The following is a 19835-nucleotide window of genomic DNA, read 5'->3' on the forward strand; positions in this document are numbered from 1 at the left end:
CCGCCTCAGGTGACGGAGGGGGTGGGCTCCTCCGCCGGCGGCAGCGAGATCGGAGCCTGCGGCGCGTCCACGGGTGATTCCAGCCCACCCGTCTCCGTACCCGGGTCGCCCGTCGGCACTCCCGGCTCCCCGGTCGCCGGCTCGGTGCCGGGGGTCCCCGGCTCGGAGGTCTCCGGGCCGGGCTCCCCGGTGCCGGGCGACTCCGGCCCCGGGGACCCGGTTCCCGGCGACGGCGTCCCGGGCGACTCCAGGCCGGAGTCCTCCGGTGCGGGCGAGTCGCTCGTCGGCACCTCGGTCTCGGTGGCCGGCAGCTCGGCCGGCGGCCCGTCCGCCGGCCCGATGGTGGCGCGGGGCCGCTCGAACCCCATCGTCCCCTCGGGGTCGACGAGGACGTAGGTCTCGATCGTTCCCTTCCGGGAATCCCTCGGGCGGATCCGGGTCACATTCCGCTTCTCGAATCCCGGCCAGGATCGGCCACTGTAGGACGCGTTCCGCGTGGAGATCTTTTTCTCCGGTCGGGTCAGCGGATTCCCGCAATTGCACTTCACCGTGGGCACCCCGTAACCATTGACCAGAACTCCCATTCCGGCCTGGAGGACGGCGGGCCCGCGCGTCGCCTTCCCGTTGTGGAAGCCGTGGTTGGTGACGAGGGTGTCGGTGCGCAGCAGCACCGGGGTCAGCCGCGACACGTACCGCGGGATGTCGCTCACCGGGATGCCCTGCACGCCCGCCCACGCCCGCGCCTTCTCCGGGTTGGCCTGCAGGAACGCGATCAGCTTCTGCTGGTCGCAGGTCGCCGCCCGCCGCGTCCCGCCGTACAGGCCGGGGGAGTCGCCGTCCTGCGTTCCGCCCGCCCGCGGCCGCTTCTTCACCTTCATCTCGTCGGTGTTGGACGCAAGCGTGTACGGATCGGGGCCCGGCGATCCCACCGTCAGCCGCGTGATGGTCGCACCCGCGTCCCCGCATCCCGACAGCGCACCGGCCGCCAGCGCGAGGGCCGCGAGGGCGCCCGCGACCGGACGCGCCGCGCCCCCGTGCCGGGCAATTAGCGAATGGATCTCCAGCATGCGTCTCTCCCACCCCGGGCTCGCCGAACCTATACTCTTTGATGCCGGGCGGGGCGGATTTGTGCCCGGCGGAATGCTCGAATTTTCGCGGGGGTACGAATGGCGGGCACGGTTCCCCTGACCGCCGCCGATCCCACCCGGCTCGGCGGCTGGGAGCTGCTCGGCCGGATCGGGACCGGCGGCCAGGGCGTGGTGTATCTCGGTCGCCCGCTGCGGGAGGGGTCCGGGCCGTCCCGCGTGGCCGTCAAGCTGCTGCACGCCCAGCTCCTCGGCGACGCCGGCGCGCGGGAGCGGTTCGTCCGCGAGCTGGCGCTGCTGGAGCGGGTCGCCGGGTTCTGCACCGCGCAGATGCTCGCCGCCGACATGGCGGGCGACCGGCCGTACATCGTCAGCGAGTACGTCCCCGGCCCGTCGCTGCGCGCGCTCGTGCTGGAGGAGGGCCCGCGCACCGGCGCCGGCCTGGAGCGGCTGGCGATCAGCTCGGTGACGGCGCTGTCGGCGATCCACCGCGCCAACATCGTGCACCGCGACTTCAAGCCGCAGAACGTCCTGATGGGCCCGGACGGGCCGCGCGTGATCGACTTCGGCATCGCCCGCGCCTTCGACGCGGGCGCCACGCTGACCAGCCAGGTCGTCGGCACCCCCGCCTACATGGCGCCCGAGCAGTTCTCCGGGCGGGTCGGCCCGGCCACCGACCTGTTCGCCTGGGCGGGCACCCTGCTGTTCGCCGCCACCGGGCGCGACCCGTTCGCGGGCGGCCCACTGCCCACCGTGATGTACCGGATCATGCACGAGACGCCCGACCTGAGCGCCCTGCCGGGCCCGCTCGCCGAGGTCGCCGCCGCCTGCCTCGCCAAGGACCCGAAGGCCCGGCCCGCCTCCGAGGACGTGTTGCTCTGGCTCCTCGGCGAGCGCGAGAAGCACGCCCGGCTGGAGATCCCGACCGAGCGCCTCGCCGCCCCGACCGCCCCCACCTCTGCCTCTCCCATCCCTGCCTCTCCCATCCCGGACGCCTCCGCCCCGACCGCCCCGGCCCCCGCGCCGGGGCCCGCCGTCGAGATCACCGGCGGCGACGGCCCGGGAACCCTCCCGGAAACGGCGCACGCGCCGCCCGGCTTCACCGCCGGGCGCGCCGGGCCGCCCTGGCCGGAGCCGGTCCCGGCCGCGCCCGGCCGGACGCTGCGGCGCGGCCCCGCGGTCGTGACCGGCCTGCTGCTCGCCGGGTTCCTCGCCGCCCTGGACGTCCTCGCCCTCGCCATCCTGATCGCTCGGCCGGCCCTGACCGAGGGCCACCGCGGTGGCCTGCTGCCCGTGGTCGCCTCCTCGTTCGCCGTCGTCGCCGTGGTGACGCTCGTCGCGGTGATCCTCGCCTGGCGCGGCAGCCGCCCCGCCGCCTGGACCGTCATGGCCGCGCGGGTCGTCCGCGTCGCGATGTGGGGCGCGTGGGGCGCCCTGGTCGAGGTGCAGGCGTCCGCGCTCGCCGGGCACGCCGTGCTGACCGCGCTCGTGGTGGTCCTGCTCGCCCGCGGCCTGTCCAGGCCGTCCGGCTGACGGGCCGTCAGCCGGACGCCGCGTCGCGCTCGGCCCACTCCCGCAGGTCGCGGCGCTCGATCGCGGCGGCCATCAGCCCCGGGAACGCGTCCGGCGTGCACGCGAACGCCGGGACGCCCATCGCCGCCAGCGCCGCGGCGTTGTCGTGGTCGTAGGCGGGCGCGCCCTCGTCCGACAGCGCGAGCAGCACCACGACCTGCACGCCCGCCGCCGTCAGCGCCGCGACCCGCTGCAGCATCTCGTCCCGGATCCCGCCCTCGTACAGGTCGCTGACCAGCACGAGGATCGTGTCGGCCGGCCGCGCCACGAGCCCCTGGCAGTACGCGATCGCGCGGTTGATGTCGGTGCCGCCGCCGAGCTGCGTGCCGAACAGCACCTCGACCGGGTCGTGCAGCTGGTCGGTCAGGTCCACCACGTTCGTGTCGAACACGACCAGTGACGTCCGCAGCGACCGCAGCGACGCCAGCACCGCCCCGAACACGCTCGCGTACACCACCGACGCCGCCATCGAGCCGCTCTGGTCGATCGCGAGGACGACGTCCCGCTTGACGGCCTGCTGCCGCCGCCCGTACCCGATCAGCCGCTCCGGGACGAGCGTGCCGTGCTCGGGCAGGTAGTGCCGCAGGTTCGCGCGGATCGTCCGGTCCCAGTCGACGTCCGCGAGCCGCCTCGGCCGCAGCACCCGCGCGGACCGGTCGAGGGCGCCGCCGACGGCCGACCGCGTCTTCTGCGCGAGCCGCCGCTCCAGCTCCTGGACGACCTTCCGCACGACCGCCCGCGCCGACTCCCTGGCCTTGTCGGGCATCACCCGGTTCAGCGACAGCAGCGTCCCGACCAGGTGCACGTCCGGCTCGACGGCGTCCAGCATCTCCGGCTCCAGCAGCAGCCGGGTCAGGTCGAGCCGCTCGATCGCGTCCTTCTGCATCACCTGCACGACGCTGGACGGGAAGTACGTGCGGATGTCGCCGAGCCAGCGGGCCACCGACGGCGCGGAGTCGCCGAGCCCGGCGCTGCGCCGCCCGGGCCGGGGCCGGCCCTCGTCCCCGCCCGCGCCGTAGAGCTTCTCCAGAGCCCCGTCCATCCGAGCGTCGTCGCCGGCCGGCGTGACCCCGGTCCCGTCGGCCTGGTCGCCGCCGAGCACCAGCCGCCACCGCCGCAGCCGGTCGCCGCCGTCCTCGATGCTCTCAGCGTTCACCGTCGCCCCTCCGTCTCATGCGTGCGTCCAGCCGAGGATTCGCAGTGCGGTCTCCGCGGCCGGGGCCGCACGGGTCTCGTCGATGCCGTCCTCGTCGGAGGAGGCGCCGGCGGCGGGCTCGTCCCGGCGGCGGAGCCGCTCGCCGATCGCGCGCCGTTCGGCGGCCGGGTAGGCGCCGAAGGTGCGGCGCAGGAGGGGGAGGACGTCGGTGAACGAGTCGCCGGGGAGGCCGGCGATCCACGCGTCCACGAGCTCCAGCAGGGCCGCGTCGTGCATCAGGATGAGGCCGCCGCCGGACAGGAAGCCCTCGACCCAGGCGGCGGCGCGGTCCGGCGCGGCTCCGACGGACACGGCCCGCGCCATCCGGGCGGGGACGTCGGGCAGGCGCCCGGCGTCGAGGAGGAGGCGGGTGAGGCGGCCCTCGATCAGGCCGTGCAGGGTGTCCGGGCGGGCGAGGACGCCTTCGAGGGTGCGGCGCCACCGCTCGATGTGCCCCTCGTCGGCGAGCAGGGCGAGGGCGCCGTGGACGTCGTCGACATGGCCGAGGAACTCGCGGGCGGCGTCGTCGTCCAGGCCGGTGATGGCCGGCGGGAGGCCCACGCACACGCGGACGACGAGGCCGTCGACGACCGTGCGGAGCGGGCCGGTGGACGTGCCGCGGACGTCGCCGTAGCGCAGCGCCCGCACGATCGCGGGCATCGCGGCCATCAGGTGCGCGACGTCGGTGTCGACGGCGGCGCGGTCGGCGAGGGCCCGCATGACGGCGGGCAGCGCGTCGCCGAGGTCGGCCAGCAGGCACCGCTCGGCCACCGCCGTCAGCTCGGCGAGGGTGGCGGCGTCCGCGGCCAGCGCCCGCGCGCGGGCGGCGCTCGCGCCGCGGACGGTGGTGCCCCACGCCCCGGCCTCGATCAGCTCGACGTCGAACTCGGGGCGCCAGGCGAGCGTCCAGGTCTCGCGGAACGTCCCCTTGGAGCGGCTCTCGGACGGGACGCCCCAGTCGACGTCCAGCAGGCGGAGGCGGTGCAGCAGGCGGCTGCGCTCCAGGTCGGTGGCCTTGCGCAGGTCGAGGTCCTGCTCCTTGCCGACCGCGGACGGCTTCAGCCGCAGCCGCCGCTGCTCGGCCTGCAGGTCGCGCTGGAGCGGCACCATCGGGGTCCGCTCCGGGACGGCGCCGAGCCGCTCGCCGACCACCATGCGCTTCTGGATCAGCTCCACGGGGAGGTCGGCGCCCTCGCACAGGACGGCCCGGGTCGCCTCGGTGACCTCGTCCAGCCCGGCGAGGGGGCGCCCGCGCAGCGCGGCCAGCGCCTCGGCCAGCCGGACGGCCTCGATCACGTGCGCGGAGGAGACGTGCAGGTCCTCCTCGCGCAGGACGCGGGCGGCATCGGTGAGCCAGCGCTCGATCGGCCGGTCGCGGGCCGTGAACAGGTGGTGGTACCAGCCGGGGGAGCGGACCCCCGCGCCGTACCCGGAGCGCCCGGCGAGCCGCCCGTGCGTCCACGGCACCCAGGTCATCGCGACCTTCGTCTTCGGCAGCCCGCGCAGAGTCCGGTCGTCGCGGGTCGCCGGGACCTTCGCCCGCAGCGCCGGGACGTGCCAGGCCCCGCAGACCACGGCGACCTGCTCGTAACCCTCCTTGAGCGTACGGCGCAGCGTCCGGCGCATGTGCGCCTCCCGCTGCTCCTCGCGCCGCAGGTGGCCGGCCGGCAGCCCGGCGGACGCGGCCTCGTCCGGCAGCGCGGCCAGCTGGGCGCGCAGCTCCGCCATGGCCTCGGCGATGGCGGGGAACGGGGAGGGGCCGTCGCCGCGGTGCTCGACGACGTCGTCCCACCAGCGCTCGGCGTCGTCGTAGCCGGCCGCCTTCGCCAGCCAGCCCAGCGGGTCGAGCCGGATGCCCTCCACGGCCGCGGGTGCCTCGGAGTCCGCAGGCGCCTCGGAGTCCGCGGGGGGCGGCCCGGCCTCCCCGGCCGGTTCGGGCTCGGCGGCCTCGTCGTCGTCCGCTTCGTCGCCGGCCGGGACGAGCTGGTTCGCCGCCGGCAGGTCGCAGAACCGGATCTGCGCGCCCGTCGACAGCGCGTACCGGATCGCCTGCCACTCGGGGCTGAACTCGGCGAACGGCCAGAACGCGGCCCTGCGGTCGCCGTCCTCCGGAGCGGGGGAGTAGGCGAGCAGCGCCACCGGCGGCACCATCCCGGGGTCGCCGGCGAGCGCCACGATGGGGTCGGCCTCGGGCGGCCCCTCGATCAGCACCGCGTCGGGCTTGAAGTCCTCCAGCGCGCCGCGCAGCGCACGCGCCGACCCCGGCCCGTGGTGCCGGACGCCGAAGACCTCGACCTGGCTCAAGAGACCTCCCGGCAGGCGCGGTAGAAGTCGCGCCACTCGGGACGGTCGCGGACGACCGCCTCCAGGTACTCCTGCCACACGACGCGGTCGGACACCGGGTCCTGGACGACCGCGCCGACGATCCCGCCCGCGACGTCGGCGGCGCGCAGCACCCCGTCGCCGAAGTGCGCGGCCAGCGCCAGCCCGTTGGTGATCACGGAGATGGCCTCCGCGGTGCTGAGCGTCCCGCTGGGCGACTTGAGCTTGGTGCGGCCGTCCGCGGTGACCCCGGACCGCAGCTCCCGGAACACCGTGACCACGCGGCGGATCTCCTCCAGCCCCGCCGGGGCCTCGGGCAGCTCCAGCCCGGCGCCGATCTGGTCGACGCGGCGGGCGACGATGCCGACCTCGTCCTCGACGCTCTCCGGGAGCGGCAGCACGACGGTGTTGAAGCGGCGGCGCAGCGCGCTGGACAGCTCGTTCACGCCCCGGTCGCGGTCGTTGGCGGTCGCGATGACCGTGAACCCCTTGCGGGCCTGGACCTCGGTGCTCAGCTCGGGCACCGGCAGCGTCTTCTCCGACAGCACGGTGATCAGCGTGTCCTGGACGTCGGACGGCATCCGGGTCAGCTCCTCGATGCGGGCGACGGCGCCGCGCCGCATCGCGCGCATCAGCGGGCTCTCCACCAGCGCCCTCTCCGACGGCCCCTCGGCGAGCAGCCGCGCGTAGTTCCACCCGTACCGGATGGCCTCCTCCGCCGTGCCCGCCGTCCCCTGCACGAGCAGCGTGGAGTCGCCGCTGACCGCGGCGGCGAGATGCTCCGACACCCACGTCTTGGCCGTGCCGGGGACGCCGAGGAGCAGCAGCGCCCGGTCGGTGGCGAGCGTCGCCACCGCCACCTCCATCAGCCGCCGCGGCCCCACGTACTTGGGGCTGATCGCCGTCCCGTCCGGCAGCTCGCCGCCGAGCAGGTAGGTGGTGACCGCCCACGGCGACAGCCGCCAGCCGGGCGGCCGGGGCCGGTCGTCGTGCTCGGCCAGCCGGGCCAGCTCACCGGCGTACTGCTGCTCGGCGTGCGGCCGGAGGACGGCGCCGTCCTCCGCGTCGGGCCGGCCTCCCAGGCCCTCCGATGCAGGCTTGTCTGTCACGGGGTGAGCTCCTTCAGCATCTCGTCGCGGAACCGCAGGGTCGCGGTCAGGTCGGTGACGGCGCGCGGGGCGGCCGGCTCCAGCTCCTCCAGCCGCCCCGCGGCGGCGGGGTCGAGCCGCTGGTCGGCCAGCCGGCACAGCTGGGTGACCAGATGCTCGTCGCGCCGCGTGGGGCGCTCGGCGGACAGGGAGAGCGTCGCGACCACCGCCGCCGCGAGCGGCCCCGTCCACGGCCCGGGGACCCGTTCGAGCACCCGCAGGAGGTCGGGCCGCCCCTCGACCCAGCGGATCAGGTCGGCCGCCGCCGCGTCGCGCTCGCCCCCGGGCAGGACCGAGAGCAGGTCGGCGAGCGCCTCCGGCTCGTCCACCATGACGCCGCCCTTCAGCAGCGCCCGCGCCCACTCGGTGTCGTGCTGGCCGAGCGCGGCCCTCGCCCACCCGATGTGGACGTCGCGCCCGTCCGAGTCCGACACGGCGTCGTTCCGGCCGGACGACCGTCCCGGGCTCCCGGCGGCTGCGCCGAAGGGCAGGCAGACGATCTCCATGGGCGGCAGCCCGAACAGGTCCGTCCAGGTGGACAGCGGGGTGCGGGCGAGGATCTCGCGGAGCCACGCCGCCCGCGTCCCGACCGGCGAGCCCCCGCCCCGCGGCGCGAACGACCCGCTGGGGTGGAAGGGGACGCCGTCGCGCGCCAGGTCCTCGCCGTGGGCCTGCGGCGGTTCCACCTGGATCCACGTCTGCGTGCGGCCGCGCACCGTGCGGGTCCGCGGGATCAGGCAGGCCCGCGCACGCGCCGCCATCCGCTCCCCGTAGGCCGATCCCGGCATGCGGGCCAGCAGGTCGGACGCGAGCTGCCGGACGTCCTTGCCGCGGTCCTCCAGGGCGTCCTCGAGGAACTCCTCGTCGTCGGGCGAGAGGCCGTGCTCGAACGTGGCGAGGAAGGCCGCGCGGTCGGGCGCGGGCTCCTTGGCCCACGTCCCGCGCAGCAGCTCCCGCGCCTTCTCCGGCTCGGTGCGGCGCAGCCTGGTCAGGTAGGCCACGCGGCGGTTGCGGGTCCCGGTCTCCCAGACCTCGGGACCGCCGCCGGGGTCGTCCCCCGAGCCGACCAGGTAGGCCCAGTCGGTGTTCTGCAGCGCCAGCCAGACACCGCGCCTCCCGGACGCCCGCGCGATGGGCGCCCGCAGCACCCGGTCGCCGCGGCCCCGCTCCAGCAGGTCGGGAAGCGACTGCGCGGGCACCCGGAAGCCCCGCGCCGCCGCCGCGTCCAGCCACTCGGGCAGCACCCGGATCTGCTCCCCGCCGAGGATCCGCCGCAGCCGCGCCGCCGCGGCCGTCGGCACGACCGGCGCGTCCTCCACCGGGGCGAGCGCCACCGGCTCGGGCGCGACCGCCGCCGGCGCGCGCCCGGCCCGCCGCCGCACGGCCAGCAGCGCCGCCTGGTCGAGCAGCCGTCCCGCCGGGTCGCCGTTACCGGCGGGCGCCTCCGCCAGGACGGGCGGGTCGCGGCGCTCGGTACCGAGCAGCGCCGCGGTGACGTGCTCGTTCCACGCGCTCACAGGATCACCGTCCCCTCGTCCTCGTGCCATGCGGTCAGCGGGCGCAGGCCGCGCGGGCTCCACTCGCCGGCCATCGTCACCGGCCCGCCGCCCGACAGCGCGAGCAGCCGCCACGGATCGCCCATCCGGAGCGGCAGCGCGTCGCCGGCGTCGTCGACCACGTACAGGTCCCCTCCCGCACGGGCCAGGCGGACGTCCGCCAGCGTCGCGGGCCACCGGTCCAGCCAGGGGTCCCGCGCGAGGGCCGCCGCGTGCTCGTCCAGGAACGCCCGGACGGAGGCCCCGCGCGGCGCGGCCGCCAGGGCCGTCCCCTGGCGTTCGGCGACCAGCGCCCGCAGCGGCTGCGCACCCGCATAGAAGGCCAGCTCCGCATCGACCTCCGTACCCACGACGAGCGACGTGTCCAGAGACGTGCCCGGCGCGGCGAAGGACAGCACGAGCGCGGGACGCCCTGTCCGCCCCTGGAGCCACACCCGCCGCGTGGTCAGCAGGTCTTGCGCGGTGTCGTGCGCCCCCGTCACCGTCCACCGGTCCCGGACGCGCTCCCCTTCGGTGAGCACGTCGTCCTGCGAGACGGTGAAGCCCACCCGCGAACGGACGGTCTCGCGCAACCCGCCGGGCAGCTCGTCACGCCGCCGGTAGGCCTGGACGAGCAGCCGCAGCAGCGCGTACTCCTCCAGCAGGCGGTCGGGCCACCCGGGCCGCCGCGGGACCGACGCGAGCCCCCTGACCTGCCCGGCGAGGGCGCTCGCCTGCGCGTCGACGAGCCGCCGCGCCACGTCGTCCCACAGCCGGTAGGGGGCCTTCTCCGCCTGGGCCAGCCCGTGCGCGACCTGGTCGCGCAGCCACTGGTCGAGCTCGGCCACCCCGTCGTCGACGCGCCGCGCCCGCCGCTCCACCGTCTTCGGATCCCGGGCCTTGGCCGTCGCCGCCGCCCGCCTCTCGGCGGCCTTCCCGGCGCGCTCTCGCCGGTCCTCCACCCATTCGGCGACCCATTCCGGCCGCGGCCCGCCTTCCACCACGGCGTCCGCCCACAGGAGCAGCAGCCCCAGACCGTGCTTGCACGGGAACTTCCGGCTCGGGCAGGTGCAGCAGAAGGCGGGGCCGGTCAGGTCGGCGCACGTCCGGTAGACGGACTTCCCGCTGCCCTGGCACTCGCCCCAGACGGCCTCGTCGTCGCAGCCCGTACGGCTCCACTTGGCGGGCTTGGCGACGCCGCCCGCCGCCTTCGCGGCCGCCGCGTCGGGTGCGAGCCCGACCACCTGCTCCCGAGACCATCGTTCGCTCACACCACCGAAACTATCGGCGGCCTCGGACACTCAGTGGTCCGGACGACCGGCGGCGTCCGGCGGATCCGGCCTCAGCCCGTCCCGCCGAAGCCGGGCGGGGTGGGCAGGTCGGGGACGGAGACGTCCGGGACGAGGAGGGCGCCGCCGGTCAGCAGGGCGAGCAGGGCCGTGGCGCCGAACAGCGCAACCCAGGCGAGGCCCGGGACGCCGGTGAGGTGCGCGAGCTGGTCGGCGTCGGAGCTCGGCGCCATGTGCCGGGCGCGCATCCGCTGCAGCTCGATCACCGGGCGGGTGGCGGCGAGCAGCAGGAACCAGGCGGCCAGGTAGGCGAACCCGGCCTGCACCTCGGCGCTGCCCAGCCACGACACCGCGAAGACGATCGCGCCCGTGGCGATCACCGACAGCGCGCCGTAGGCGTTGCGGATCATCACCAGCATCGCGGCGAGCAGCGCGAGCGAGAACCACAGCATCAGCGTGATCCGCCCGGCCGCCAGCAGCAGCGCGAAGAACAGCCCGAGCAGCGGGGGAGTGAGGTAGCCGGCCATCGCCGTGAAGATCATCCCGGGGCCGTGCGGCTTGCCGCGCGACACGGTCACGCCCGAGGTGTCGGAGTGCAGCTTGATGCCGTCCAGCTTGCGTCCGGTGACCAGCGCGATGAGCGCGTGCCCGCCCTCGTGCGCGATCGTCACGGTGTTGCGCGCGACCCGCCAGGTGGGGCCGTGGAGCACCGAGCCGAGCGCCACGAGGCCGACGAGCGCGACCAGCCAGAGCGGGGGGTCGGGCTGCGTTCCCGTCACGCGGTCCCACAGGTCGGCGATGCTCACTTGAGCCTCCGAAGGATGTCGCCGACCTGAAACCGGGAAGGAATTCGGATCCGGTCGTGACCGGCCCGCCGGAGCCGGGACGTGCCTGGAGGAGAACTCGCCGACAGGTTCCCACATCGTTTACATGACAGCATGGTGAAGTTGCAAGCTCCGTGTTCGTGAGGAGGGCGTACAAGTGTCGGGCCTACCCGGATCCCGGGCAGGCCGCGGTGCTGAACCGCACGTTCGGGTGCGTGCGCAGAACCCCTCCGGAGCGATCCGGGTCGCGCGAGCGGCGGACGGCCCTAGGGCGTTCGGAAGTCCCCGGGTTTCGGCCGGGGGCGAAGTCAAGTTGTCCACGTCCACCTCGGAGTCGTCGTCGCGATGCCCAACATTAGGACGCCGGGGATGACGTTCGCGTTCGGTTCGCCTGGGTCGTTGTCCGGGGACGGCAGTGAATGTGATCAATGTCATGACGTGTCGCCCGTAACCCGCCGTGTCACGGTGGTTCCGCCAGGTCGATCTTCGCGCTCCCGTTCCTCCGTGACCCGCATTACCGTTATCGTGCCCTTCGCGTCCGGGGTGGTGAGCTCCCGCTCCGGGGCGACGAGAGGGTGAGCGGGGATTGAACGGGGACCGATCCTTCGCGCGTGCCGTGGGTGCGCGCGGGTTTTTACGACATTTCCGGCGTGACCGGCTGACCGGCCAGATCGCGACCGGGCTGGTCGGCGTGCTGTGCGTGAGCGCGCTCGTCTACGGAGTGGGCACCGCCAGCGCGCGGTACAAGCTCTCCGACGTGGGGGCCTGGCTGAGCGCGAGCGCACGGGGCCTCGTCGTGCACGCCAACGGGCTGGCCGGCAAGGTCGACGGCAAGGCCGCGGTGGTGCCGCAGATGCGCGGCCACCGTATCAAGATCGTCCAGGACGGCACCACCGTCCTGCTCGTGGACGAGGACACCGGCGTCGTCAGCCGCATCGACCCGTCCCAGCTCAAGATCACCACGAGCCGGCAGGTCGGCGGCCCGGGCATGCAGGTGCTCTCCGGCGCCGGGGCCGCCTACACGATCGACCTCGTCAGGGGCACCGTCCAGCAGATCGACCCGCTGCGGCTGACGCCGGTCGGGGCGCCCGCGACGCTGACCGCGCCGCTCGGGCAGGCCGGCATCGACGCGAACGGCGGCCTGTGGGTGCCCGTCCCGCAGACGGGGCAGGTCGTGCCGTTCCAGCAGGGCCGCCAGGGCGAGCCCGTCGCGGCCGGGAAGGCCGGCGACCGCCTGGCCCTGACGATCGCCGCCGGCACGCCCGTGATCGTCGACAGCACGTCCGCGACGGCGCTGATCGTCCGGCCCGAGGGGACGCAGCGGATCAACCTGCCCGCGCCGGTCACGGAGGCGAGGAACGGGGTCAAGGTCCCGGCGGTCGCCGACGGGCAGGTCGTCCCGATGCTCGGCGACGGCGGCGCGCTGTACCTGCTGAACACCGGGGTCGGCCGGGTCGACTCGGTCGCGCTGCGCATGCCGGATCATGCCTTCGAGCCGCCGCACGTCCTCGGCGCCCGCGTCTACCTCCCGGACCGGACGTCCGGGCGGCTGCTGGTCTTCAACACCGACCGCAACGCCTGGGAGAGGCCGATCACGGCCACCCGGCCCGGCGGGACCATCGAGGTCATCGTCCGCGATCACATGCTGTGGGTGAACGACCCGCTCGGCCCGACGGCGCTCGCGTTCGGCCCGGACGGCCGGGTCAGGCGCATCAAGAAGTACGAGGACAAGATCCCTGGCAGCGCGCGGCGCCCACTGCCCGTCCAGGCGAACCCGGGCAACGGGCAGGGCAACCGCAACGGCGGCGGGGGAGGCCACGGCGGATCCAACGAGGTCCCGCCGCCGGGCCGTCCCGCGCAGCCGCCGCAGAAGAAGGACCCGACCGCGCCCGACCCGCCGACACCCGCCGCGTCCGGCGACAACGGCAGGATCCGGGTCCGGTTCACCGCGCCCGCGCAGCCACAGGGCGTCTACCCGGTGACCCGGTTCGTCCTCCTCGGCCAGGACGGCAGGCCCGTCGCCGATGCGAGCCCGGCGCAGTTCGCCGGGAACAGCCAGGGCGGGACGTTCACCGTCGGCGGCCTCACCTGCGACACGACGACCCACATCTACAAGGTCGCCGCCGAGTACAAGGGCAGGAACGGCAGGACGGCCTACAGCGAGTCCGGCGAGGTCGGCGCCACCGCCTGCACCGCCCCCGGCCCGCCGACCGCCTTCACCGCGAGCGGCGTCAACCATGGCGCGAACCTGACGTGGGGCCGCTCGTCCGGCTACGACGTGACCTACGACATCACCTGGAACGGCGGGTCGGCCGCAGCCACGGGCACCTCCAAGCAGATCACCGGGCTGGCCAACGCGCAGACCTACACGTTCCAGGTGACGGCCCGCAACGGGGCCGGTTCGTCGACGGCCGTGAGCGCTTCGGCGAACCTCGACCCCGCCGCCCACGCCAAGACCTACAACGGGCACCACAACGAGGCCACGAACACCTACCTGCACACCGGGCCGAGCACCACGGCCCCACGTGACGGCTCGTTCCCGAAGGGCTTCACGGGCGCGGTGAAGGTGATCTGCCAGGAGCGGGGCAACACCGTGACCGACGAGCAGGATCCCAGCCTCGTCAGCAGTATCTGGGACAAGATCGAATACGGCGGGCGCGTCCGCTGGGTCAGCGACATCTACGTGAGCACCCCCGGCTCGAACTCGGGGGCCTTCTCCTCGACTCTCTGGGGGTGCACCTGATGACCGAGAACCCAGGAGCGGACGCGGACGCGCTGGCGGGGCGGTTCGCGCAGATGTTCGCGGCGCTGGCCGGGAACATCGAGCGGGTCGTGCGCGGTAAGCGGGAAAAGGTCGAGCTGGCGCTGATCTGCCTGCTGTCCGAGGGGCACCTGCTGGTGGAGGACGTCCCGGGCGTCGGGAAGACGACCCTGGCGCGGGCGATGTCGGCGTCGGTCGAGGCGAAGTGGACGCGGATCCAGTTCACGCCGGACCTGCTGCCCAGCGACATCACCGGCGTGTCGATCTTCAACCAGGGGACGAGCGCGTTCGAGTTCCACCCCGGTCCGATCTTCGCGAACCTGGCCGTCGCGGACGAGATCAACCGCGGCTCGCCCAAGACGCAGTCGGCGCTGCTGGAGGTCATGGAGGAGCGCCGGGTGACGGTCGAGGGCACCCCGCATCCGGTGCCGCGCCCCTTCATGGTGATCGCCACGCAGAACCCGGTCGACATGGACGGCACGTACCCGCTGCCGGAGGCGCAGCTCGACCGGTTCCTGATGCGGATCTCCATGGGCTACCCCGACCACCAGGCCGAGGTGGCGCTGCTCGCGGGCGCCCCGACCGGCGCGATGCTCGACCAGATGCCGCCGGTGATGACCCGCGAGGACCTCTCCCACATGATCGACTTCGCGCAGCGGCTGCACGTGGCGGCGCCGCTGTACGACTACCTCGTCCGGGTCGTCGCGGCCACCCGCGAGCACCCCGACCTGCGGCTCGGCGCGAGCCCACGGGCCAGCATCGCGCTGCTGCGCGCGGCGCGGGTGCGGGCGGCGGCGGCCGGCCGCTCCTACATCGTCCCGGAGGACGTGAAGGCGCTCGCGGTCCCCGTCATCGCGCACCGGCTGATCGTCACGCCGGAGGCCGAGCTGCGCGGGCGCACCGGCGCCGACGTGGTCGCCGAGGCCCTGCAGAACGTCCCGACCCCGCAGGCCGCCGGGGTGTGACGTGCTGACGCCGCTCGGATGGGGGACGGCGGCCGTCTCGGTGCCGCTGTACGCGGCGGGCTGGTGGCTCGGCTATCCGGAGCCCGCGATGCTCGCCGTCGCGGGCCTGGTGGCGGTGGCGGGCGCAGCGCTGTGGACGCTCCCGCGGCCGAAGCTGGACGTGCGCCGGGAGATCGCGCCGCTGAAGGTCGAGCGCGGCGAACCTGCCGTCGGTGTGCTGCACGTGACCAACCGAGGGCGTAGCGCGCGGGGCTTGAGCGCCCGGGATGCGGCCGGGGCGACGTCGGTCGCCGTCGACATCCCGCGCCTGCGGGCCGGCGGGAAACGCTCGGTGACCTACCGGTTGCCGACGGACCGGCGCGGCGAGATCCCGGTCGGGCCGCTGCGGCTGGTGCGCGCCGACCCGCTCCGGCTGGCCCGCCGGGTGCGGGAGTACGGGGCGCCGCAAACGATGCTCGTCCGGCCGAAGACCGTACGGCTGGGGCTGCTGCCGTCCGGGCGCGCCCACCACCTGGAGGGCCCGACCAGCGACCGGTCCCCGGCCGGGACGGCGACGTTCCACGCGCTGCGCGAGTACGTGATCGGGGACGAGCTGCGGCACATCCACTGGAAGTCGTCCGCGCGCACCGGGACGCTGATGGTCCGCCGGCTCGTGGACGCGAGCCTGCCGACCACGACGGTCGTGCTGGAGGCGCGGCCCGAAGCGTGGCCGGAGCCCGACGACTTCGAGCTGGCCGTGGACGCGGCGGCGTCGGTCGCGGTCGGCGCGGCGTCGGCGAGCTTCCCCGTCCGGATCCTCACCGGGAACGGCGCGCTGGCCGACACGCGGGGCGGGCCCGGTGACGTGGAGGTCCTCCTCGACCGGCTGACCGCCGTCCAGCCGGAGGACGGACCGCGGTCGACCGTGGACGCGGTGCGCCGCGTGCCCGCGGGCGGGTCCCTCGTCGTCGTGGCGAACGGGGGCGCGGAGCTGGGGCGGATCGCGTCCGTGCGGAGCCGCTTCGACCGGGTCGTGGTACTGCGGGTCCGGCCGCCGGAGCCGGCGTCGGCGCCGCCCGGTGTCCAGGTCGTCGACGTCGCCGACCTCGACGACCTGGCGGAGTCGTGGCGGCGGCTGGGGAGCGCCCGGTGACCCGGTACGTCTCGCTCGCCGTGACGGCGTGCCTGGTCGCGGTCTCCGGGCTCGCGTTCCAGCGGGTCTTCGGGATCGGACCGGTCGTGCCCGTCGTGGCCGTCGCCGCGGTGGTCCCGACCCTGCTGTGCGGGCTGCTGTCGGGCCCGCGCAAGGACAAGGGCCCGTGGCCGCTGTGGATCTCGCTCGTGCTCACGGTCGTCGCCTGGGCGGGGACGGTCTCGGTCACCGTCCTGCGGCCGGCCCTCGGCGACGGGACGCTGCCGCAGACCCTCCGCGAGGGCGTGCTCGGCTCGTGGAAGTCGATCCTGACGACGCTGCTGCCCGCGCCCGCGAAGCCCGAGTTCCTCGTGCTGGTCAACGTGGTGGTGTGGCTCGCGGCGTTCGCGTCCGCGGAGCTGGCGCTGCGGACCTCGCTGCGCGCCGTCCCGGGCGTCCCGGCCCTCGCCGTGTGGGCGGTCGCGCTGCTGCTCGGCGTGGACGGCCCCGGGACGAACCTCCCGCTCGCCGCCGCGACCGTCGTGCTCATCGCCGTGCTCGTCCTGGTCCGCGCGGACGGTCCCGGCGCGGGGATCGCGTGGCGGCCCCTCGTCATCGGCGTGCCGGCCGCCGGCGTGCTCGGCGGGCTGGCGTTCGCCGCCGGGCCCGTCGTCCCCGTCAGCGCCGAGCCCTACAACCCGCGCGAGCAGGTCGAGGCCCCGCCGCCGCAGCAGCGCGACAGCGTCAGCCCGCTCGACCGCGTCGGCGGCTGGCTACTGAGCCCGGACCAGGTCATGTTCACCGTCGAGGCGAAGCGGAACGAGATCGAGCGGCTCGCCGTCCTGGACAGGTTCGACGGCGTCACGTGGTCGTCCACGGCCCGGTTCGTCCCGACCGGGAGCCGCGTGCCCGAGGGGCCGGCCCCGGACAAGAAGCACGAGGTCGCGCAGCGCATCACGATCCGCGACCTGCCCGGCGTGTGGGTGCCGGCCGCCGACCGGCCCCGGCAGGTCGACGGCCTCCCGGTCGTCGTCGACCCCGGCAGCGGCGCGCTCGCCGCCGCCGAGCCGCTCCGCTCCGGCCAGACGTACCGGGTCGCCTCCGTCGTGCCCGAATGGACGGCCGACGATCTCGCGGACGCGGCCGTCGCGAACGACGCCGAGGCCAGGGCGGCGCGGGAGCTGCCGTGGGGGCCGGGCGCCAAGGAGCCGCCCGTCCAGCTCGCCGAGTTCCGCAAGTTCGCCGAGGCCGCGACCCAGGGCGCCGTGTCGCCCATCCAGAAGGCCGCGATGCTCGCCGAGTACCTCAAGCGCTACGCCAGGTACGACGTGACCGCGCCTCCCGGCCACAGCTACCGGCAGCTCGACTACTTCCTCGGCGAGGGCAGGCGCGGCACGCCCGAGCACTTCGCGACCGCCTACGCGCTGCTGGCCCGGTCGCTGGGGCTCCCCTCCCGGGTCGTCGTCGGCTTCGACGGGGGGAACCGCGCGGGCGGCGCGGTCCAGGTCCGCTCCGGGGACGTGATGGTGTGGCCCGAGATCAAGTTCGACGAGCTCGGCTGGATCCGCTTCAACCCCCTTCCCGACAGCGCCCGCAGGTCGAAGAAGAACGACGCCGTCGCGGCGGGGGAGACCGAGCAGAAGCTGGAGCAGGCGCAGAAGAACGCGGCCTCCCAGCAGCGGGGCCAGGGCCCGGGCAACACCGCGCAGAAGGGCCCGCAGAAGGCACCCGCCGCCGAGCCGGCCCCGAGGCCGTGGTGGGTGTTCGCCGCGATCGGGGCGGGCGTGCTCGTCCTCGGCTACCTGCTCGCCGTCCTCCTCGCGCCCGCCCTGCGGACACGGCGCCGGAGGGCCGGGACGCCCGCCGCCCGCATCACCGGCGCCTGGCACGAGGCGCTCGACCACCTCTCGGACGTCGGCCTGTCCACGGCCCGGACGCTGACCGCGCACGAGGTCGCGCGGTTCGGCGCGTCCGCCGTCGGCGAGGAGGCGCACGGGCACCTCGGCCCGCTCGCCGACCTCGTCAACCGCAGCCGCTTCGCCGCGTCCCGCCCGGACCCGGGCACCGCCGACCAGGCCTGGCACCACACCGACCGGCTGGGGCGCCTCGTCACCACCCGGGCCGGGCGGCTGCGCCGGTTCCGCCGCCGCCTGCATCCGCGTTCACTGCGGGACCGCCGGGGCGGCGCGGACGTCACGACGGGGGAAGGCTGACCGCGATCTCGCCACCGAGGACGGCGCCGCCCTCCAGCTCCAGGTCGTCCCCGCTCCAGAACCGGCCGGGGTCGAACCAGTTCGGCCGGCGGCCCTTCGGCAGCAGCCCCATCGACTGGTACGTCACCGCGACGATCTCCGCGCAGAACGCGGTCTCCATGGCGTTGGCGCCGCGACGCGCGTCGCGCTCCGCCGGCCGCCGGACCGGCACGCGCCCGCGCACCCACCGCGTCGCGAGCTTCGACGTGGACGGGAACGGCGTGCCGTCCAGCCGCGCCACCGCGCGCAGCGCCGCGTCCTCCATCTCCCGGGACGGCGGCGGGTCGAGCTGCCGCAGCCAGGCCCGCTGCCCGTAGCGGTTCCCCCACGCCAGGACGGCGTCGCGCAGGTCGTGCAGCTGCGCGCCGCGGTGGTGCCCGCCGGTCCACATGTCACGCAGCGAGCGGCCGAGCTCGGCGTGCCACATCAGCGGCGGCAGGTCGTCGATGACCAGTGACATGCCGACGTGGTTGACGGGGCTGTTCGTCGTCATCTGGATGGCGCGGTCCGCGACCGTCCGGCCGCGGAACAGCCACACGTCCCCGGTGCGGGTCAGCTCGGCGGCCTCGTCGAGGGAGATGCTCGTACCCGGCATGATCGCTACGGTAGCCGCATGCGAGCGTGGAGAGCGTCAGGTCCGTGGAAGGCACCCAGCCTGTGGAAGGCACCCAGCCTGTGGAAAGCATTGGGCATCGCCGGGTTCATCGGTGTCGCCGCGACGGGTGCGGTGATCGTGCGATCCGAGCGCCGGCGGCGTTCCTACACGCCGGACGAGATCCGGCAGCGCCTCCACGAGCGGCTGGACGGGTCGTCCGGGGAGCGGGCGTGACCGTTCGCACCGTCCGCCCGCCGGACCTGGACGACCTGGAGCGCGCCTGGCGGGCCGTCTCCGCCGTGCTCGCACCCACGCCGCTGATCCCGTCCGGCCTCGCGCCCGGGGCGCTGCTGAAGCTGGAGACGTTCCAGCCGACCGGCGCGTTCAAGGTGCGCGGCGCGCTCGCGGCGGTCGCCGCCCTCCCGGAAGGGGAGCCCGTCGTCACCGCGAGCGCCGGGAACCACGGCCTCGGCATGGGGTACGCCGCCGCGCGGTCCGGCGCGGACGTCGCCGTCGTCGTGTCGACCAAGGCCTCCCCGGTCAAGGTCGACCGGATCGGCGCGTTCCCGGTGCGGCTCGTCCAGCACGGGACGACCTACGACGAGGCCGAGGCGCACGCGATGACGCTGCCCGGCCACTACGTCTCGCCGTACAACGACCCGGCGGTCATCGCCGGGCAGGGCACCATCGGGCGGGAGCTGGACGAGCAGGCGGACGGGCCGCTGACCGTCATCGCGCCGGTCGGCGGGGGCGGCCTCCTCGCCGGCCTCTGCCTGTGGGCCCGCGAGCGCGGGAACGTCCGGGTGCTCGGCGTGGAGTCGGCGGTGTCGCGCGGCGTGTCCGCCTCGCTGGCGGCCGGGCGGGTCGCCGCCGTCGAGGTCGGCGAGACCTTCGCCGACGGCCTGCCCGGCAACCTCGAACCGGGCTGCGTCACCCCGGAGGTGATCGGGGACACCGCGGAGATGACGGCCGTCACCGATGACCAGATCCGGACGGCCCTGCGCTGGCTGTTCCACGAGCACGGCCTGGTCGCCGAAGGTGCGGGCGCCGCGGGCGTCGCCGCCGTCCTCGCCGGGAAGGCCGAGGTCACCGGCCGCCCCGTAGTGATCATTTCCGGGCGGAACATAACCGTCCCGACTTTCACCGACGCCATTCAAGAAAGCTGACTTTCTCCCTTTCTT

General features: G+C 75.1%; 15 protein-coding genes and 1 pseudogene. 8 read left to right on the forward strand and 8 right to left on the reverse strand.

What is annotated here, in order from left to right; genetic code table 11:
* Positions 1-5 precede the first annotated feature (5 nt).
* Entirely contained in the window at positions 6-1067 is a 1062-nt protein-coding gene (locus ABGB11_RS15250; RefSeq protein ID WP_347633082.1) for a DUF6777 domain-containing protein, read from the reverse strand.
* Between the two features lie 99 nt (positions 1068-1166).
* Between ABGB11_RS15250 and ABGB11_RS15255 the strand changes: the two genes are divergently transcribed.
* Complete coding sequence (locus ABGB11_RS15255; protein WP_347633084.1) at positions 1167-2618, forward strand: serine/threonine-protein kinase; 1452 nt, start codon at positions 1167-1169, stop codon at positions 2616-2618.
* A 7-nt stretch (positions 2619-2625) separates the two neighbouring features.
* Here ABGB11_RS15255 and ABGB11_RS15260 read toward each other — a convergent pair whose 3' ends face one another.
* The 6 genes from ABGB11_RS15260 to ABGB11_RS15285 all read right to left on the reverse strand — a co-directional run bounded on the left by ABGB11_RS15260 (position 2626) and on the right by ABGB11_RS15285 (position 10952).
* Entirely contained in the window at positions 2626-3813 is a 1188-nt protein-coding gene (locus ABGB11_RS15260) for a VWA domain-containing protein (protein WP_347633086.1), read from the reverse strand.
* A gap of 15 nt (positions 3814-3828) precedes the next feature.
* Complete coding sequence (locus ABGB11_RS15265; protein ID WP_347633088.1) at positions 3829-6156, reverse strand: DUF5682 family protein; 2328 nt, start codon at positions 6154-6156, stop codon at positions 3829-3831.
* Complete coding sequence (locus ABGB11_RS15270; RefSeq protein WP_347633298.1) at positions 6153-7256, reverse strand: AAA family ATPase; 1104 nt, start codon at positions 7254-7256, stop codon at positions 6153-6155. Before ABGB11_RS15270 ends, ABGB11_RS15265 begins: the two co-directional genes overlap by 4 nt.
* Before the next feature lie 23 nt (positions 7257-7279).
* On the reverse strand, positions 7280-8839 hold the full coding sequence (locus ABGB11_RS15275) for a DUF5691 domain-containing protein (protein WP_347633090.1): 1560 nt from the start codon (positions 8837-8839) through the stop codon (positions 7280-7282).
* Complete coding sequence (locus ABGB11_RS15280) at positions 8836-10128, reverse strand: SWIM zinc finger family protein (protein ID WP_347633092.1); 1293 nt, start codon at positions 10126-10128, stop codon at positions 8836-8838. Before ABGB11_RS15280 ends, ABGB11_RS15275 begins: the two co-directional genes overlap by 4 nt.
* A gap of 71 nt (positions 10129-10199) precedes the next feature.
* Entirely contained in the window at positions 10200-10952 is a 753-nt protein-coding gene (locus ABGB11_RS15285; RefSeq protein WP_347633094.1) for a M50 family metallopeptidase, read from the reverse strand.
* Between the two features lie 158 nt (positions 10953-11110).
* Here ABGB11_RS15285 and ABGB11_RS15290 point away from each other — a divergent pair.
* The 5 genes and pseudogenes from ABGB11_RS15290 to ABGB11_RS15310 form a co-directional block, all read left to right on the forward strand.
* Positions 11111-11191, forward strand: a pseudogene (locus tag ABGB11_RS15290) (helix-turn-helix domain-containing protein); the annotation flags it as partial.
* A gap of 365 nt (positions 11192-11556) precedes the next feature.
* On the forward strand, positions 11557-13713 hold the full coding sequence (locus ABGB11_RS15295) for a fibronectin type III domain-containing protein (protein WP_347633096.1): 2157 nt from the start codon (positions 11557-11559) through the stop codon (positions 13711-13713).
* A complete protein-coding gene (locus tag ABGB11_RS15300) occupies positions 13713-14696 on the forward strand; it encodes a MoxR family ATPase (protein WP_347633097.1) in 984 nt (327 codons plus the stop codon). Before ABGB11_RS15295 ends, ABGB11_RS15300 begins: the two co-directional genes overlap by 1 nt.
* 1 nt (position 14697) lies before the next feature.
* A complete protein-coding gene (locus ABGB11_RS15305; protein ID WP_347633099.1) occupies positions 14698-15828 on the forward strand; it encodes a DUF58 domain-containing protein in 1131 nt (376 codons plus the stop codon).
* On the forward strand, positions 15825-18020 hold the full coding sequence (locus ABGB11_RS15310; protein ID WP_347633101.1) for a DUF3488 and transglutaminase-like domain-containing protein: 2196 nt from the start codon (positions 15825-15827) through the stop codon (positions 18018-18020). Before ABGB11_RS15305 ends, ABGB11_RS15310 begins: the two co-directional genes overlap by 4 nt.
* On the opposite strand, the gene ABGB11_RS15315 is transcribed toward ABGB11_RS15310, so the two are convergent.
* Positions 18001-18654 carry a hypothetical protein gene (locus tag ABGB11_RS15315; protein WP_347633103.1) on the reverse strand — a complete coding sequence of 218 codons (654 nt, stop codon included), beginning with the start codon at positions 18652-18654 and terminating at the stop codon, positions 18001-18003. The two genes, ABGB11_RS15310 and ABGB11_RS15315, sit on opposite strands and share 20 nt — an antisense overlap.
* Before the next feature lie 18 nt (positions 18655-18672).
* Here ABGB11_RS15315 and ABGB11_RS15320 point away from each other — a divergent pair, with 18 nt between their 5' ends.
* Positions 18673-18888, forward strand: coding sequence for a hypothetical protein (locus ABGB11_RS15320; protein ID WP_347633105.1), 216 nt, complete (start codon positions 18673-18675; stop codon positions 18886-18888).
* Complete coding sequence (locus ABGB11_RS15325) at positions 18885-19820, forward strand: pyridoxal-phosphate dependent enzyme (RefSeq protein ID WP_347633107.1); 936 nt, start codon at positions 18885-18887, stop codon at positions 19818-19820. Before ABGB11_RS15320 ends, ABGB11_RS15325 begins: the two co-directional genes overlap by 4 nt.
* Positions 19821-19835: the final 15 nt, after the last annotated feature.

It is taken from the genome of Actinomadura sp. B10D3 (assembly GCF_039871695.1).
Lineage (GTDB): Bacteria > Actinomycetota > Actinomycetes > Streptosporangiales > Streptosporangiaceae > Spirillospora > Spirillospora madurae.